This is a genomic window from Vibrio sp. 10N, from assembly GCF_036245475.1.
Taxonomy (GTDB): Bacteria; Pseudomonadota; Gammaproteobacteria; order Enterobacterales; family Vibrionaceae; genus Vibrio.
This window is the reverse complement of record NZ_BTPM01000001.1, coordinates 1011554-1029981: the sequence shown is the minus strand read 5'-3', so window position 1 is coordinate 1029981 and position 18428 is coordinate 1011554. Positions and strand designations below refer to the sequence as shown.

The window sequence follows — 18428 nt, the reverse complement described above, 5'->3', positions numbered from 1 at the left end:
AATCTACTACTGAATTAAGCTTCAGCTTTCTCTTTTTTAGCTTTAGCAGCTGGCTTCGCTTCTTGGTCTGCTTTCTTCTTGATAACAGTTGTACCTTCGAAAGTTTCGCCTTCAACGAATGCGTTACCGTAGTAAGCCGCTTTCAGAACTTCTTTAAGCTCAGAGATTAGTGGGTAACGTGGGTTCGCACCAGTACATTGGTCATCGAACGCTTCAACCGCTAGCTCATCAAGCTTAGCTAGGAAGTCAGACTCAGCAACACCTGCAGCTTGGATAGAAGTTGGGATGTCTAGGTCTTGCTTAAGTTCTTCCAACCATGCTAGTAGACGTTCAATCTTCTGAGCAGTACGGTCACCAGCTTGGCTTAGGCCTAGGTGGTCAGCTACTTCAGCGTAACGACGACGTGCTTGTGGACGGTCGTACTGAGAGAACGCAGTTTGCTTAGTTGGGTTGTCGTTCGCGTTGTAACGAACAACGTTAGAGATTAGTAGTGCGTTCGCCAAACCGTGTGGTAGGTGGAACTCAGCACCAATCTTGTGCGCCATTGAGTGACAAACACCTAGGAATGCGTTCGCAAATGCTACACCAGCGATAGTTGCTGCGTTGTGTACTTTTTCACGAGCGATTGGGTCGTTTGCACCGTTCGCGTAGCTTGAAGGTAGGTACTCTTTAAGCATCTTAAGTGCTTGTAGAGCCTGACCGTCAGAGTATTCGTTCGCTAGAACTGATACGTAAGCTTCTAGAGCGTGAGTTACTGCATCGTAACCACCGAATGCTGTTAGAGACTTAGGCATGTTCATAACAAGGTTCGCGTCAACGATAGCCATGTTAGGAGTGAGTTCGTAGTCAGCTAGTGGGTACTTAGCACCAGTCTCGTCGTCTGTAACAACTGCGAATGGAGTAACTTCAGAACCAGTACCAGATGTTGTAGTGATACATACAAGCTCAGCTTTTTGACCCATTTTAGGGAACTTGTAGATACGTTTACGGATGTCCATAAAGCGCATTGCAAGCTCTTCGAAGTGAGTTTCTGGGTGCTCGTACATTACCCACATGATCTTAGCAGCATCCATCGGAGAACCACCACCTAGAGCGATGATTACGTCTGGTTGGAAGCTTTGCATTGCTTCAGCACCTTTCTTAACAACAGATAGCGTTGGATCCGCTTCTACGTCGAAGAAAGTTTGAACTTCCATGCCTTGAGCTTTAAGTAGCTTCACTACTTCGTCACTGTAACCGTTGTTGAATAGGAAACGGTCAGTTACTAGGAATGCGCGTTTCTTACCTTCTAGGTCGCTCATTGCGATTGGAAGGCTACCACGACGGAAGTAGATAGACTTAGGTAGTTTGTGCCACAACATGTTTTCAGCTCGCTTCGCTACAGTTTTCTTGTTGATTAGGTGCTTAGGACCTACGTTCTCAGAGATAGAGTTACCACCCCAAGAACCACAACCTAGAGTTAGAGAAGGCGCTACGTTGAAGTTGTAAAGGTCACCGATACCACCGTGAGTAGTAGGGATGTTTACAAGGATACGTGCAGTCTTCATCTTGTCACCGAAGTAACGGATGCGGTCAGCGTTTACGTCTTGGTTTGTGTACAGACCAGACGTGTGACCGATACCACCGATTTCAACCATAGTTACCGCTTGAGCAACTGCGTCTTCGAAGTCGTCAGCGCGGAATAGACCTAGAGTTGGAGATAGTTTCTCGTGAGCAAATGCGTCATCGATCGATACTTTACCTAGACCTTCACCAACTAGAACTTTAGTGTCAGCTGGAACTTTAACGCCTGCCATCTCAGCGATTGCTGGAGCTGGTTGACCTACGATCTTAGCGTTTAGGTTGCCGTCGATTAGAAGCACTTTACGTACTTTCTCAGCTTCAGCTTTGTTTAGAACGTATGCTTTGTGAGAAGCGAAACGCTCTTTAACTTCGTCGTATACAGAGTCAACAACGATTGCAGCCTGCTCAGAAGCACAAACTACGCCGTTATCGAATGTTTTAGACATAAGGATAGAAGCAACTGCACGTTTAACGTCAGCAGTTTCGTCGATAACTACAGGAACGTTACCTGCACCTACACCAATTGCTGGCTTACCAGAAGAGTAGGCTGCTTTAACCATGCCTGGACCACCAGTTGCAAGGATAAGAGCGATGTCATCGTGCTTCATAAGAGCGTTAGAAAGCTCTACAGATGGTTGGTCGATCCAACCGATGATGTCTTTTGGAGCACCCGCTGCTACTGCTGCGTCTAGTACTAGTTTCGCTGCGTCGTTAGTAGAGTTCTTCGCACGTGGGTGTGGCGAGAAGATGATACCGTTACGAGTCTTCAAAGAGATTAGAGATTTGAAGATTGCAGTAGAAGTTGGGTTAGTTGTTGGTACGATACCGCAGATGATGCCTACAGGCTCAGCGATAGTCATAGTGCCTAGGTTATCGTCTTCTTCAAGAATGCCACAAGTTTGCTCGTCTTTGTATTTGTTGTAAATGAACTCAGACGCGAAGTGGTTCTTGATAACTTTATCTTCAACGATACCCATACCAGACTCTTCAACTGCTTGCTGTGCAAGAGGAATACGAGCTTGGTTAGCTGCTAGAGAAGCTGCACGGAAGATCTTGTCTACTTGCTCTTGAGAGTAAGTAGCAAATTCCGCTTGCGCCGCTTTAACGCGTGCAACCATTGCATCTAGTTCAGCCATATTTGTTACAGGCATAATGAATCTCCTAAAATAAAAAAACTAAAAACTTTTTAGTAAGTTAGCTACTTCTGCTAATGAATCTCTTAACTACAGAACAACTCTACTTAGTAAACTGCTTTCAGAGCTGAGTATAATCTTTCACGGTTTGAAAAAAATTGACTCAGATCAGTTCTGAAAAGTAATTTACCTACATAGTAGTAACCCCAAAGGGTTGCGTAGCATAAGACTTTGTTTTTAAAGGTGTTACTCGGGTAAAATACCAAGGTTAAAAAAACACCGATCAGTATTTTTTTTTCATAACCCTAGCTATTTGTGTAAAAAAGTTTCACTTTTGTTCCCGAAAAACAAGTAAAACGTCCCTCTCGTGCTACTAAGTATATGCTGGTGACATTAGTTTCTTTCAACCCATAACACAAAAATAATTAAATTTTGACTGCGGCAACAATTTGGAAACAAAAAGGTATGTTACCTAGGTTGTGGCACGAAATTTTCCTTCATATATCATTCATATTCTCACATCAGACAGCACACCTAATTCACCGCTGTTATACGTTGAAAATAGTCATTAAGTTTTAGTCGATTCTCCGCCCACAATGTCGTACATTAGCCGCACTTTTTACCCGGGCATTGATGTGTCGCATTGTGTCCTTTTTCTATCATTGAGATTCTTCTATGAGTAGCATCGAATTTGCAATTTACTTGCAGTTTTTCTTAGGTTTGGTCGCTGCAGTAAACCCTGTTGGTATCATGCCAATTTTTGTTTCGTTAACTAGCCACATGTCTCCCGAAGACAAGAACAAAACTGCCGCCACCGCCAATATCGCAGTAGCCGTTATTCTGATCACCTCGTTACTGGCAGGTCAGGTTCTATTGGACATGTTCAGTATTTCCCTTGATTCGTTCCGTGTGGCGGGCGGATTGCTGCTTTTGAGCATCGCGTTTTCGATGATGTCGGGCAAGCTCGGCGAAGATAAACAGAATAAGCAAGAAAAGTCGGAATACGTCAGTAAAGAGCAGATCGGTGTTGTTCCGCTGGCGATGCCATTAATGGCTGGACCTGGTGCTATCAGTTCGACCATCGTTTACGGTGCCCGTTATCCAACCATGGTTGAAACCGTCGGAATCATCATCAGCGTGATCTTGTTCAGTTTCTGCTCATGGCTACTGTACCGCTCAGCCCCACTTATCGTGCGCTTTTTGGGACAGACGGGGATCAACGTCATTACTCGTATCATGGGCCTTATCTTAGGTGCGCTTGGTATTGAGTTTATGGCCAATGGCCTCAAAGCCCTCTTCCCTGGTCTCGCCTAGGCATTCAAGCCCTCCCAACTATATTTACCTAGCTAATCGTCTCGAAAGGACGCTTAGCTAGGTAAAGCAATCCATCTGCCCCTTCAAGCGACTTGGGTATATACTAGCCATATCAAACGCTTTTAGATTCATGCTATGGAAAACAACCGCTTAAAGCACAAGCTTTACATCATTATCTTTGGTCATCACACGCGTGCAGGCCGAATCTTTGATATCGCCCTTATCATCGCGATTTTGATTTCACTGACCGTTTTAGTCCTGCATTCCATTGAAGGGCTGGCCACAGAGTGGGATCAAACCTTTGTAATGCTCGAATATTTCTTCACGGCCATCTTTACGATCGAGTATGTATTGCGCCTCTACTGCTCGCCTAAACCGAAGGCCTATGCCACCAGCTTCTACGGCGTGGTGGATTTACTGTCGATTCTGCCTACTTACCTAGCGCTGCTTTTCCCATCGGCAACCTTCATGGGCGTCATTCGTTTGCTCCGTGTGATGCGAATCTTCCGTATCCTCAAGCTCGTGCGTTACCTTCAAGACTCTAATATTTTGCTACGCTCGCTACTCATGTCGCGTCGTAAAATCTTTGTTTTCTTTAGTACCGTCGCGATTTTGGTGACGATCTTTGGCGCTCTCATCTATGTGATTGAAGGCCCTGAAAATGGGTTTACCAGCATTCCGCAGAGTATTTATTGGGCCATTGTGACCATTACTACCGTCGGTTATGGCGATCTTGTACCGAGCACCCCATTAGGTAAAGGGCTTGCATCATTAACCATGCTCCTTGGCTACTCTATTCTCGCGGTTCCAACAGGAATCATCACCGCAGAGCTGAATCAGGAGATGAAGACACACCGTAACTTGGTCAAGTGCCCAAATTGCTCCAAAGCAGGCCATGAAAGTGATGCTCTGCACTGTAAGCATTGTGGAAGTGAATTAGCGACGCCAGAAGACAGGGTAGTAGAAGGCGACACAGAACAGTAAAAAGTAGCAGAGACAAAAAAGCCCTCATCCGAGGGCTTTAGCTTCATAGGGCCTCAAATTGCTGAAAAATTAACCTGCCTTCTCAGCCAAGATGATACGTAGCGTGCGACGCAATGGCTCTGCAGCACCCCATAACAGCTGATCACCTACAGTGAAGGCATTAAGGAAGTCATTACCCATCGCCATTTTTCTCAGACGGCCCACAGGGATAGACATAGTACCCGTCACTTTCGCTGGCGTTAGCTCTTGTGCGGTGATGTCGCGATCGTTTGGAATCACTTTCACCCAATCGTTGTGCGTCGCGATGATTTCTTCAATCTCGTCCATAGGAACATCTTGCTTTAGCTTGATGGTCAGCGCCTGTGCGTGACAACGCATTGCACCAATACGCACACATGTGCCATCAATCGCAATTGGGCTATCTTGCAAACCTAAGATCTTGTTCGCTTCAACGCCCGCTTTCCACTCTTCTTTGCTTTGGCCATTTTCACGCTTCACGTCAATCCATGGGATGAGCGAGCCTGCTAGTGGAACACCAAATTGATCCGTTGGGAACGAAGAAGAACGGATAGTCTCAGCGACTTTACGGTCGATATCGAGAATAGAGCTTGCAGGGTTGGCGAGTTCAGAAGTCACACAGTCATTTACTACACCCATTTGAGAGATAAGCTCACGCATGTTCTTAGCACCTGCGCCAGAAGCCGCTTGGTAGGTCATCGCGCTCATCCACTCAACCAAACCCTTCTCATACAGGCCGCCAAGACCCAATAGCATCAAGCTAACGGTACAGTTACCGCCAACGAACGTGTTGGTGCCTTTAATTAGACCGTCTTGAATTTGACCAAGGTTAACTGGATCTAAGGTAATGATTGAGTCTTTGTCCATACGGAGAGTAGAAGCCGCATCAATCCAATACCCTTTCCAACCAGCTTGGCGAAGTGCAGGATACACTTTCTCGGTATAGCCACCACCTTGACAGGTAATCACCGCGTCCAGCTGTTTCAAGCTTTCGATATCAAAAGCATCTTGCAGAAGACCTGCATCCTTACCAAAGTTTGGCGCTGGAATACCTACTTGCGACGTGCTGTAGAATACGGGTTCGATGACATCAAAGTCTTTTTCTTCGACCATGCGCTGCATCAGTACCGAACCCACCATGCCACGCCAACCGACTAAACCTACTCTCATTGAATTACTCTCCGTGTGAATTGAAATAAAGGCTCCCCCATCTATAAAATTTTCCGAGCCATAACACAAGAGCTAATTCACAAATTCAAGCAACTTTTTTCACAAACCCAACCAGTTAGCACGCCATAATCGATTGATGCATAGTAAAAAGGCTCCTTTCGGAGCCTTTTTACTATTAGTTTGGAGTTTTCGTTTCTTTTCTCAATTGAGCTCTTTTACCTAGAGCATAACCAAGCCCTAGCGGAGCAAAGAAGATGACTAAAATGAACAAGATGAAGTAAACAATCGTGCTCTTAATCAACTGAATGAGCTTTTCTACTGCAAGAGTTAATACATCTTGAGATATCTTATCGAGATCTTGAGCAAACAGTTCTCGCTCACTGTTAACGATGACCGCAATTTCCTTGCGTTCACGTTCCACCATCTTGATCAACTCCTCTCGCTCACGCGCGACCATATCATCCAACGCTTGACGCTCAGCACTGAGTTGCGTCAGTTTATCTTGAGTCTTAACATCTAAATCGTTAAGCAATGGTTGGAGTTCGATTGCCATTTTTTGTGCCAAATCGCGCATGTATTCAGGGTTATTCTCAACAAAGTCTTTAAAGGCGTCAGCACTGATTTGGAAACTCTGTATAGCGCCGCGAATATCATCGCCACTCACATTGCTATTGAGCGCAATGAGCTGGGCTTTCCAAGTCATCAGTTTCGGTGTCTGTTCCGACATCAATGACAATCTATCAGAAACATCAGAAAGGGCCTCTGGCATGGTCCCTAACGTCGTGGTTACTTCGCTCTCATCGATGCCTTGTGCCTTCAACCATTCGCGATATGCAGGGACGCGGGTAAAGCTGAGGTTTTCGAACGGATGCAGTGCAGCAAACTGGTCGACAAACACTTTGGTAGTCCCGTAGCTTTCTGATTTAAACAATGACTTGGCAAGCTTATCAATTTCCTGATTCAGCTTACTGGCGGTTTGTGCCGCGTCTTCTGTCACAAAGAGGCTCTTGCCTGCTCCTGTCTTGAAAAACTGATCCATCTGGACAGTAAACACCCAAGTATCAATAAGACCAGCCGTTGGTGAAACTTGATAGGCCGACTGCCCTAGCCCCTCTTCTGCATGAATTTTCCACAGCAAAATATGTGACTGATTGATGACATCAGTTTCATCATACTTAGCCGACAAAGAATCGGCGGTCGCTTCAACTTGGGTAAAAAACTCACGACTAAACTCACGCGTCATAAGACGCATGTTAAGCTCTTGCTTGGTTAACGGTGTAGTCTGGCTATCGATCTGAATTTCCAGTAGCGAACAGCCAGAAATCAGCGAAATAAAGAACAGTAAGAGTGCGCAGCGCAAGCGGTGCAGTTGTTTCATCAGAGGCCTCAACATCGGAAAATAGCGATACTCCGTAGCCTACACTGCATCTTGAGGCTACTAAGTCGTATAATATCGCCACTATAAATCACTCAAGTAAAATTCACGTTAACTATTGATATTTATAGCCTAAATTTCGCGATTTACTAGACGTTATTGTTGGGTCTGAGTGGAGATGTAGTCCTCAGCCGACACAATCGCTTGCTTAAGCTGTTGTTCGAGCTCATCAATTGCAGCAGACTCAATCGTCTGGGTCTGTTTTAATTGTAGCTCGGCAGTGATGGCCGTCTGACGTAGCTGTTCTGCAAATATACTGCCCGAGACCCCCTTGAGAGTATGCGCGACTCGGGTCGCTTGAGCGATATCACTACCGACAAGTTGGCGCAGTTTGTCGGCATCTTGACTGTGTTCCGAAACAAAGACACCAAGCAGCAGCAACATCGACTCCTTATCTCCATCTAAGGTATTAAGCATCTCGGCAAATTGAATGGCAGCGGCCTGCTGTGAATTTTCGGTCGCCTCGGGCTGTTCTGATGCACGAGCATCGGAGGCGCCCTCCAACGTTTCACACTCAGCATCAGGGGTCGCCACCGCACTTAATGTGCGCGCGGCGGCAATCGGTGGCTGATCGACAGATTCAGGATTGGTACCTTGCTGCGATGAGGCATCTCGCGTCTCGCTCTCTTGTTCTCTTGACGGCGCGGTGGCTTCGTCCGCTAACTCAATAGGTTGCAAAGCATTCTCGTGAGCTATCGACAAGGGCTCGCCTTGCTTACGAAAACTCGACAAAAACAAACAAATAATCGCAATAAAACTGATCAGCACAAGTACCAGAACCTGTCCATCAACCAGACGTTCTGTTTGCATTTCACGAAGTGACAATTCGGTCATAACCGGATGATTGACCACCCGTTCCACTAAAAACTCAGTATTAGCAACTTGCGATAGCAATACAGACGCCTGCGAATTGAGCTCTAAGATGTGCAAACGGTCGCGACCGGACAATCCGTAGGCTTCGCGTTGAATATCCTCAAGTTTTAAATACACTTGGCGCGGCTCAACGGCGTCATTAAACAAGGTATCCAGTACGACAGCAGACAGCTGGTTACTCAATGAGATCGCCGACTCACTCAAACTCGTGGGTTTATCGTTGATACTTGCAATAAAGGTATCCATACGAGCCTCATCGTGCACAAGAAGCTGCGCTTGCTCAACAAACCGCTCCAACAAATACACGGTATGAGACACATCTGAGAGCAAATCAGACTGAGTTAAAGATTTGAGCTGCAGGGTTTGGGCATAAATCAGTTGGATTTCGAGCTCAAGTTGCTCAGAAAACTGGGAACGATAGGGCTGGGCAAGAAACAGGGGTTGGCGAAGTTTATCGATACTAAACGATATCTCATCAATAAGATGCGTGATTTTCTCTTCTTGCGACGACATATAGACTACCGTGGCCACAGAAATAGACCAAAGCAAAACAATGGACACTGCAAAACCATTGAGGCGTTTTAATAAATTCAACCGTCGCTCCCTTTCGATACGGAATAAAGCTTGTCCCTAACCTTTTCATTGTCGCACTTACAAAAAAAGCGCTACAGGGTAGCGCTTTTTTTGTGATTAACGATTGCGATTCAGTTGCTCTCTTAAATTTGGCGGCGTGCCTTTAATTGTAAGAGTGTCTGTATCGGGATCGTAAAACACGCGCTCACCTAACAGCAGACTATCAAAACTGAGATTCAATCCGCCACCCGCACCAACAAACTTTGTGAGCTTGCGTACAGTCGAGCGATCGGCTGGGAAACTCTCTTCCAATTCATAGCCTTGCTCTTGAGTGTAATCCAAAAAGCTCGAGCCTTCATTGCTAGGTAGTTCACCAGACAGCTCTTTGATTTGGACTTCATCGCCCGTTTTAAGCTGGTCGTTACAGTAATCGTAGACCTGCTTTTTATAATTAACGGTTTCATCTTTATCTAGCTGCGCGTCGGTACAGTAATCTTCTACTGCTTGCATCAACAAAGAGTTCTGCTGCTTAGTATCCAGCCCCACTTCCGCTTGCAAAAAGTCTAAGAAGAAGTCCGCAACCTTACGCCCTACACGCCCTTTGATGTACGTTAGGTAGCGATTTGAGCTTTTGTCTAAGTCATAGCTGGTCAGGTCAATGCGAGCAGCAATATCCATCTTCGCAATGTCGAGATAATCAATCGCGCCGATGTTTAGCCCCTCTGTCACTTGCAAGCTGTTGTACGATGGCAGCAAACCGATGAACAAATAGTCCGTTGCTAGCGATTGATACTGAGCCATCACCAGCGTACCTGCTTCTGCAAATGGGTACTTGGCAAGTTCTGTTTTAAGGCGCTCAGCACTTTGCTGAGAGAAGCTATAAAAGTCTTTGTCACCTTTTAATAGATCGCTTAGCCAAATTTGAAAATCACTCTCGCTGGTAAAGGAACCAAATCCTTTTCCTGCTTTCGAATTAAAGACACGATGCAGTTCAGCCACTAAGGTTTCGGTTGAATTATCGTTTTGCAGCATCTCTTGGCGATACTGAACGACAAGCTCTTCCTGCTCATTTATTGCCAACTGGTGTAAAATTACGTTAGATAGGTTCAAACTCATTGTGAATTTATCATGGTTGCTGTTTCGTTTGTGATGCAGAGTAGGGTATCATAAGCCGCTTTCATTATCATTAGCAGAGTCTTTATGCCAATTACATCTAAATACACCGATCAACAAGTTGAAGACATCCTTGCCGAAGTAGCCGCTGTTCTAGATAAGCACGGCGCAAGCGCAGAACTTTCACTGATGATTGCAGGTAATATCGCAACCAATGTCTTAAATCAAAACGTTGCGCCTTCACAACGCCAAGCAATTGCGGAAAAATTCTCTAAAGCTTTGATTTCGTCATTAGAAACTAAAGATCAACACTAATCTCGACAACGGATAGATTACACGGCAGATGGTAGATAGCGAAAATTCATACGGAGAAAAGGTCTCTCGCCTAGTGGGCTGGGGACACTGGTTTGCGTTCTTTAATATTATTGCGGCTATGCTCATTGGTACCCGCTACATCGCTGCCTCTCCATGGCCAGATTCGCTGCTGGGACAATTCTATTTGTTCGCATCTTGGATCGGTCATTTTGGCTTTTTGGTATTTGCCCTCTATCTGTTAGTGCTGTTTCCGCTGACCTTTATTGTTCCCTCGCGCAAATTATTTAGATTAATAGCGGTCTGCTTTGCTACTTTTGGCCTCACCGTCCTATTAATTGATACCCAAGCATACCAAACCATCAACCTGCATCTATCGCCGGTGGTTTGGGATCTGCTGTTTAGCGACGAAAACAGCACCGTTAGCTCTGATCTGCAGCACTTGTTCATTGTCCTGCCGCCCATTTTCTTGGCTGAGCTAGCACTCGCTGAATGGGTATGGCGCAAACAGCGTAAACTGTCCCACAAGCATGTTGGACGTCCACTCGCAGCCCTGTTTTTCGTGTGCTTCATTGCCAGCCACCTGATTTTCATTTGGGCGGACGCGTTTTTCTATAACCCTGTCACCGTGCAAAAAGCCAACTTCCCACTCTCCTACCCTATGACCGCGAAGTCATTCATGGAGAAGCATGGCTTATTAGACAGAGAAGAATACCTACAAAAACTCAAAGATAACGAAGGTGGTGCGGATCTGGTTCGCTATCCTCTCTCTGAAATTGAGTTTAATCGCCGCTCAGAGAATTTGAATGTCCTGATTGTCAGTATCAATAACCTGCGCAGCGACATGCTTAATCCAGAGACCATGCCTGTGTCGTACGGATTTGCACTCAACAATCAAAACTTTATTAACCACTACAGCTCAAGCAATGACGACTTTGGCGCCTTTGGCTTGCTGTATGGGATCCCAAGCAGCTATGCCAGCAGCATCAAATCCCAAGGGACAGAACCTCTGCTGATGTCAGTGCTTGCTAATCAAGGTTATCGATTTGAGCTTTATAGCGGTGACAACTTTACAGATGACCTCTATAGCGAGACCATTTTTAGAAAATTCCCAATGGTTGATCTCACTGCGACCAAATCTGAAACAGTAGATAAGACCATTTCAGACAACGCGGCGATCGAACAATGGAGCGAAGCGATTATCAATGGGTCGAATCAACCATGGTTTGGCTTTATTGAACTGACTACCGTAGACAACTTTAGCGACTACCAGCCGCAAGCCAATGCACAAACGGCGGAAGAGCGCTTTGTGAGTGCCTACTCAGCGGCGGCTACCGCAGCAGATGCCGAATTTGGCAAAATACTGCAAACATTGGTAGACCAAGACTTACTCGATAGCACCATTGTTATCTTAACCTCAAACCACGGTACTGAGTTTAATGAAACCAAGACCCGAAGCTGGGGCTCTAACACAAACTACAGCCAGTATCAGCTGCGCGTGCCTATGGTCATTCACTGGCCTGGTAAACTCGCTGCAGACTATGGACACATGACCAGCCACCTCGATCTTGCTGCGACTATCTTAGAAGACCTGAGCGGCGTATCGACTAACGCGAAAAACTTCAGCAGCGGCCGTAACCTGTTTGATGAGAGAAAGCGCAAGTGGATCATCGCAGGTGATACAAGAGAGCTAGCCTTAGTGACAGCCAATGACACGACAGTAGTCGATAAATTTGGTAACTACAGCCTGTATGACAAAGATTACGAGAAACTGGATAACAAAAATCCCAAGCTGCCTATCTTGATGCAAGGCTTTACTGAGCTACAACGCTTTTACGCTAAAAGTCAGTAAATCAAGCAGTTAATCACATTATTAGCTCTTGACCAGTAAAACGCTCTGGTTTAGATTAATCCCATCGGACTGTAGCGCAGCTTGGTAGCGCACCGTCATGGGGTGTCGGGGGTCGCAAGTTCAAATCTTGTCAGTCCGACCATATTCAAGCCCTAAGACTCGTCTTGGGGCTTTTTACTGCTTAAATGTGTAGTTTTTAGACACCCAAACCATTATTTTGAACCAATTGCTTATAAATAAAGCAAACAGTAAAAATAAGGGTTTACAAACAGTAAGATGCCCATTATTATGCGCATCAACACGGAGAGATGGCTGAGTGGTCGAAAGCACCGGTCTTGAAAACCGGCAACCGTTAATAGCGGTTCTAGGGTTCAAATCCCTATCTCTCCGCCACATTCTAAGAAGCCGCTGATAATTCAGCGGCTTTTTTCGTTTCAATGCCCGACGAACCTTCCCTGTGGCGACTTCAACTTCTACTCAGCCATAAACTGCTACAATCAGCGTAATTCAACCATCCAAGGCGACTCACATGATTATCCTAACCACAACTTATGGTGACATTGAAATTGAACTTAACATGGACAAAGCGCCTGTCAGTTCGAAAAACTTTCTACGCTATTGCCAAGAAGGCTTCTATGAAGACACCATTTTCCATCGTGTTATTGACGGGTTTATGATCCAAGGTGGTGGTCATACCGAAGACATGACCGAGAAAAAGACCCACGCACCTATCGTCAATGAAGCAAACCGCGGTCTTAAAAACCTAACCGGCACCATTGCCTTTGCTCGCACCGATGCGCCGCACTCGGCAACAGCCCAGTTTTTTATCAACTTAGATGATAATGATTTCTTGGATCATACCGGTAAGACAAACTCCGGTTGGGGCTATGCGGTGTTTGGTAAAGTGACCGCGGGAATGGATGTGGTCAATAACATTGGTAAAGCCATGACTGGCATGAAAAAAGGTCATGAGGATGTGCCGCTAGATACGATAAAAATCACCAAAGTCACCATTGTTGACTAACGACAAAACATATCACGCTGGCCTACAGCAAAACTTCTGTTGTGGGTCAGCATGATAAAAAATGAAGCGCGTTTTCGACGCTTAATGACCAACCGCTAAATTTACCACCTATCGCACTCCCCCCTATCTAAACTGCTGATTTCAAGCAACCCTTATATGCAACAAAGCACATTTCAACAAAATACAATGTGATGCCTCGAAAAACGAATGTAAACACAATGTGAACGGTTTTCGCTGCGCTATTTCCTCGTTAATTTAGTCTCGCCTGTTTTAAGGAGTTTCAGACAGGAACATTCTAAATAAAGACATGAGGTCACAAATGAAAATTCGCATTAGTCGTCTATTTGCTGCGATGCTAACCGTAGGTATTGCTCCCGCAGCATCCGCATACGATCCACTCTATTCTGAACAATGGCATTTAAATAACACAGGGCAAACCTCCTTTGCTGCCAACCCAGGCGTTATTGGTAATGACCTAAATACACAGCTTACTCAAGCCATGGGAATTGCGGGTGTTGGTGTGAAGATCGCGGTAATAGATACTGGGGTACAAATTGATCACCCCGATCTTGCCGCTAACGTGGTTCCAGGCAGCCGAAACCTCGTTGAAGACTCGGAATACCCAATTGACTACCCGATTGACGAGAACGGACACGGCACGGCAGTCGCAGGCTTGATCAGCGCAGTGGGCAATAATGGCGAAGGCGGCCGCGGTGTTGCTTCTCGCTCTTCCCTAGTTGGCTTTAACTGGCTGGATAGCCAAACCGTTGAAGGCTGGCTGATTTCTCACGGCGCTGACCCTTCCACCAACGATGTTCGCGTATTTAACCAAAGCTATGGCTTTAGCCCTACAACACCGATTCCATTCGATGAGACTGATCCTGAGTTCAAACTTGAACTGGACGTGATGAAAGACGTCAGCAGCTATAACGCGTGGGGGCGCGGCGCGATATTTGTTAAATCATCGGGTAATGGTTATCGCTACTTCAACACCGGTCGCTTCTTTGTTCTGCCTGGTGATTTCTTTGCCGGAGGCAATAATCTCGGACTGCCAATGCACAACTCGCAGCAGTCTTACGACAACGCCAACTACTATAACCTCGTTACCAGTGCGCTAAGAGCGGATGGCACTCGCACTAGCTACTCTTCTGTCGGTACTAACGTCTGGGTTGCAGCTCCTGCTGGTGAATACGGTCAAGACTACCCTGCAATGGTCACCACAGACCTAATGGGTTGTGAGCAAGGACAAAACACCAGCAGTGACTTGGGCATCAACGGCCTGCATGGTGGAACTGAGTTCGACCCAAACTGTAACTACACCAGTACCATGAACGGCACCTCTTCCGCAGCGCCGAATACTTCAGGTGCAATTGCAGCCATTATGTCGACTAATCATGCATTAACAGCACGCGATGTTCGCGCTTTGCTCGCAGAGACCGCTAGCATTACCGACGCCGAGAACCCAGGCGTGTCACTGGATTTTATTAATAGCGAAGGTCAATTGGTCAGCTACGAAGCGATCTCCCCGTGGCAGAAAAACGCAGCCGGTGTCGATTTTCATGCTTTCTATGGATTTGGGGCGGTTAACTTAGACGAAGCCATGAAACGCGCTCGCATGACCAACAATGTGTTACCGCCACAAATCGTCACACCATGGGTTAATAATGCCGCTAAGGTGACAGTGCCAGATGCAAGCCTAACGGGTGGCGAATCATCAATTACCGTTGCTGATGACATCACCGTTGAGTCAGTCCAGGTCAAACTTACTCTCGATCATACTCGTTTGCCTGATTTGGCGATTGAACTGATTTCACCTTCGGGCACTCGCTCAGTACTGCAAACCCCTCGTAACGGTCTCGTCGGGCAATCTCTAGAGCCAGATGTCTCTGGCTACGATAACCAACTAATGCTATCGAACCAATTCTATGGTGAAAGTGCCAAAGGCGAGTGGACGCTGCGCGCTATCGATACCAACGGTGATGAAGTGTTCTCTTACCTAGCCTACTTCAACTCTTCCACTATTTTTGAAGTGCCAATGGCCAATAACACACAACCAGGCGTTCTCAAAAACTGGTCTATGCGTATCTTCGGTCATTAAGGAGCCTATCTCATGAAAACTATTACATTCTCTATTCTTGCGCTGTCGATGGCTGTCTCTAGCGCGAACGCAAAACAGTTAGCCGAGCAAGCAACACCCGAACTCTTTGCTCCTTCTAGTGCGGTAGAAGTCAATGGCGAACAATATCGCAAACTATCTGTCGACGACATTGCTAACGTGGCCGAGCTACACGTGGGAGATGAGGTATTTAAAAACCCATTCAGTAACGTCTCTAAGGCAACTGGACTGGTGTTTATTACCGTCGACAATGCGAAAGATGCCAAGGCGGTTGCTAACGAGTTAAAGCTTGATGTGGTGTTCGCTCAAGGTGAGTCAGCAGTGCTTCGTGCATCACAAGGGCAAGATCTACTGGCGATCAGTGATTATCTCAATGCGGATAGCCGAGTGAAAGCGTCGAAGATTGAGCTCAATAGTGGTAAGTATTTGCAGCAATAACGCTTGATCGACCAATCAAAAATGCCTCACGGCAGTGAGGCATTTAAACCAACAAAAACCTCGATATTATCGAGAAGGAATATTACAAAGCTCTACTTTCATTTACTGACAAGCCCCCACAAGCGTCCACACATCCCACTGCGCTGAGTTATCAGTCGGATTTTCACCGCGTGTCCACCACTTAGCTTGATACTGCGAACCTTGATGCTGCACGTTATCACCGCCTAAATAAGTTTGAGAAGCCGACCACGAAGTGAGAGCCTCACAAGTGCCACTAGACCCATTTTGTACGCTAACCACCTGAGTAGCAGTGTCTGACGAACCTTGATCGTCGGTAACAGTTAGCGTCACAGTGTATTGCCCCGATGATACATAGCTATGGCTAGCGCTTACGCCCTGGTTGCTCGCCCCATCTCCAAATCGCCAGCTGTAAGTGGCAATGTTACCATCAGAATCACTGGATTGACTGGCGTTAAACTGACAAGAGAGAGCGGTGCAGTTCACATCCATTTGAGCGATGGGAGCCTGATTACCACCCGATGGGCTGCCGACATTGCTAGTAGGGACACCTGCCGGAAAGTGTGAGGAGACTAATGGCCAGATTTTGCTAATGTGGGCGCCTTTGTTGTAGCAGCCGCCCAAATGGTGCAAAGCGACGACGCGGTGGCTGTTCGCTGATAGCACTGGTGAACCCGACGAACCGCCCTCAGTATCACAAAGATAGCCAGAGTCTGTGTTACTGCCACGACCATTGGTCACCGGTCTATCTACCACGCAATGTGCACCGCTATCGGTCTCTACGCCCAGCTCTTTCAAGCGTCCACCTGGGTGCTGAGGAATGTAAATAGTCTCCAGCAAGCTTGGAATGCGTGGGTCGAGGCCAAGATAACCAAACGATTGAATGGTCGAAAAGTTTTTGACCGTAAACAGACTAAAGTCCAAATCGTAGCCCGTTTCCAATAGCTTATCGGCTTGCACCTTCACTACAGTACCTCGGCTACCGCCACATTGACTGAGCTGGTAGTTAAACCAAACTTCGGTATTGGCAGCCTCACTCGCCGACTCAATACAATGATTATTGGTCATCATGTGGTTATTTGGGCCTACTCGCCACGCGGTACATAAACTTCGACCACCAATGAGAATGCGCGCGACCGGTTTACTGTGTGCCACCTCTTTTCCATATTGATTGTCAAAACACGCCACCGCTTGTTTGTTGTCCGAGCCACAAATCGACTCTTCTCCCGAAGGACTGGCGTTAATCACCTGCTCCAGTTGACCTTGCGGCAACCCCACTTGTACATAGTCGACGACCGCACTGCCGTTCCCTATCAGCGTTACTTCTACTGCGTCACCCGCTATCGACATAGCAGAGAACTGCGTTAGGCCATCATCACCTTGGCTGCTATCGATGGTCATTGGAGAGTTGTGCTGCGCGCTATAGACGTAACGTTCACTACCGTCACTGCTAACAACTTCAATTGCTGCACCAGCAGGCAGTGCGACATCGCGAAAATGCACTTTGATAAAACTCGCGCCTGGCTCAGAAAAGCGAAACACCTCGGACGTAACAAGAGTCGATTCCGTTTGTTCAGAACTCACGCTTAGGGTGTGATTGGTTGTACTTATACTAGAAACGCTAGGCAGCTCAGTTTGGCCATTAACCAGTGCGTGGGAAGAAAAACTCAAGCTAGCGCTGGCTAGCAGTAGGCTCATTCCTTGCCAAAAAGGCAAGCGTGAACCAATTTGTGGTCGATCCATGAAAGGTTCCTTACTGTGAATTAGTTAAACACCTAGGTGTTACTCATTCACAGTAGTCAGGCTTATTGGAACCTAGCGGACGATTTGGTGGTGAGTATGAGGTTTTACGAGTTGATATGAGCTAAGCCGTAACTGATATGTTTCTCGAAGTACAGACACTGAGATTTGAATCTCGCTACGGTCACCCAAAGCGATGTCATTCTCGTGAAAACGAGAATCTTCTGTAGCGTGAGCCTTAGGTTATGGTGATACGGTGAGTGAGTCACGTGTTGTGGCAGATCCTCACTTTCGTGAGGATGACGAGGATACTGAGGATGACAAGGATAAGTGGGGATTACCCCACACTGTGTCATCCCCTTGAAAAAGGGGATCTCGTTCGGCGGGTGACTCACATAATTTGAGCGTAATACTCGCGGAAAGAGATCCTCACTTTCGTGAAAATGACGAGATAAAGCTAGGACGTCGGTAAGGTATGAGTGAGAAAAGTAGGATAATTGAAACACCTACGACTCTGCAGTTCCTTCCGTAACTTCTACCGTTTCAACCGCTTCAGTTCGCTCAGGATTCGCCGCTTGCTCCGCTTCCATTTTGGCGCGTTCAGCTTTTGAGATATAGCGCGGCTTGTTACTCTTCTGCTTTTTAGCGTTGCCTTTTTTCGCTTTCGCTTTCAGGATCTGGATGACCTTCTTCTTTCTGTTCATAAACGGCTCTATTCTCTAGCGGGTTTTCATGGGCTGCGCATGATAGCG

14 protein-coding genes and 2 tRNA genes are annotated in these 18428 nt (G+C 46.5%); 9 read left to right on the top strand and 7 right to left on the bottom strand.

The window, feature by feature from the left end; all coding sequences use genetic code 11:
• Positions 1-14: 14 nt before the first annotated feature.
• Positions 15-2714, bottom strand: a complete 2700-nt coding sequence (adhE, locus tag AAA946_RS04980; protein ID WP_338163869.1) for a bifunctional acetaldehyde-CoA/alcohol dehydrogenase — start codon at positions 2712-2714, stop codon at positions 15-17.
• Between the two features lie 657 nt (positions 2715-3371).
• Between adhE and AAA946_RS04975 the strand changes: the two genes are divergently transcribed.
• Both AAA946_RS04975 and AAA946_RS04970 read left to right on the top strand, forming a co-directional pair.
• Positions 3372-4010 (top strand): YchE family NAAT transporter, encoded by a 639-nt coding sequence (locus tag AAA946_RS04975; RefSeq protein WP_338163868.1) that lies wholly within the window; start codon positions 3372-3374, stop codon positions 4008-4010.
• A 135-nt stretch (positions 4011-4145) separates the two neighbouring features.
• Positions 4146-4994 (top strand): ion transporter, encoded by an 849-nt coding sequence (locus AAA946_RS04970; protein WP_338163867.1) that lies wholly within the window; start codon positions 4146-4148, stop codon positions 4992-4994.
• A gap of 69 nt (positions 4995-5063) precedes the next feature.
• Here AAA946_RS04970 and asd read toward each other — a convergent pair whose 3' ends face one another.
• The 4 genes from asd to yejK form a co-directional block, all read right to left on the bottom strand.
• A complete protein-coding gene (gene asd / locus AAA946_RS04965; RefSeq protein WP_338163866.1) occupies positions 5064-6182 on the bottom strand; it encodes an aspartate-semialdehyde dehydrogenase in 1119 nt (372 codons plus the stop codon).
• Positions 6183-6357: 175 nt separating this feature from the next.
• Positions 6358-7560 (bottom strand): chemotaxis protein, encoded by a 1203-nt coding sequence (locus AAA946_RS04960; RefSeq protein WP_338163865.1) that lies wholly within the window; start codon positions 7558-7560, stop codon positions 6358-6360.
• Positions 7561-7713: 153 nt separating this feature from the next.
• Entirely contained in the window at positions 7714-9084 is a 1371-nt protein-coding gene (locus AAA946_RS04955) for an Hpt domain-containing protein (RefSeq protein ID WP_338163864.1), read from the bottom strand.
• A gap of 96 nt (positions 9085-9180) precedes the next feature.
• Positions 9181-10179: a nucleoid-associated protein YejK gene (yejK, locus tag AAA946_RS04950; RefSeq protein ID WP_338163863.1), complete on the bottom strand. Its 999-nt coding sequence runs from the start codon at positions 10177-10179 to the stop codon at positions 9181-9183.
• A gap of 84 nt (positions 10180-10263) precedes the next feature.
• On the opposite strand from yejK, the gene AAA946_RS04945 reads away from it, so the two are divergent.
• The 7 genes from AAA946_RS04945 (at position 10264) to AAA946_RS04915 (ending at position 15918) form a co-directional block, all read left to right on the top strand.
• Positions 10264-10491: a YejL family protein gene (locus AAA946_RS04945; protein WP_042474173.1), complete on the top strand. Its 228-nt coding sequence runs from the start codon at positions 10264-10266 to the stop codon at positions 10489-10491.
• 28 nt (positions 10492-10519) lie between these two features.
• Positions 10520-12340 carry a DUF3413 domain-containing protein gene (locus tag AAA946_RS04940; protein ID WP_338163862.1) on the top strand — a complete coding sequence of 607 codons (1821 nt, stop codon included), beginning with the start codon at positions 10520-10522 and terminating at the stop codon, positions 12338-12340.
• Positions 12341-12405: 65 nt separating this feature from the next.
• Positions 12406-12482, top strand: a tRNA-Pro gene (locus tag AAA946_RS04935).
• Between the two features lie 160 nt (positions 12483-12642).
• A tRNA-Ser gene (locus AAA946_RS04930) sits at positions 12643-12733 on the top strand.
• Between the two features lie 136 nt (positions 12734-12869).
• Positions 12870-13364 (top strand): peptidylprolyl isomerase, encoded by a 495-nt coding sequence (locus AAA946_RS04925; protein ID WP_338163861.1) that lies wholly within the window; start codon positions 12870-12872, stop codon positions 13362-13364.
• Between the two features lie 319 nt (positions 13365-13683).
• Positions 13684-15462, top strand: coding sequence for a S8 family peptidase (locus tag AAA946_RS04920; RefSeq protein WP_338163860.1), 1779 nt, complete (start codon positions 13684-13686; stop codon positions 15460-15462).
• Between the two features lie 12 nt (positions 15463-15474).
• Entirely contained in the window at positions 15475-15918 is a 444-nt protein-coding gene (locus AAA946_RS04915; protein ID WP_338163859.1) for a hypothetical protein, read from the top strand.
• Positions 15919-16020: 102 nt separating this feature from the next.
• Here AAA946_RS04915 and AAA946_RS04910 read toward each other — a convergent pair whose 3' ends face one another.
• Entirely contained in the window at positions 16021-17679 is a 1659-nt protein-coding gene (locus AAA946_RS04910) for a PKD domain-containing protein (protein ID WP_338163858.1), read from the bottom strand.
• A gap of 503 nt (positions 17680-18182) precedes the next feature.
• Positions 18183-18380, bottom strand: coding sequence for a DUF2986 domain-containing protein (locus AAA946_RS04905; protein ID WP_338163857.1), 198 nt, complete (start codon positions 18378-18380; stop codon positions 18183-18185).
• Positions 18381-18428: the final 48 nt, after the last annotated feature.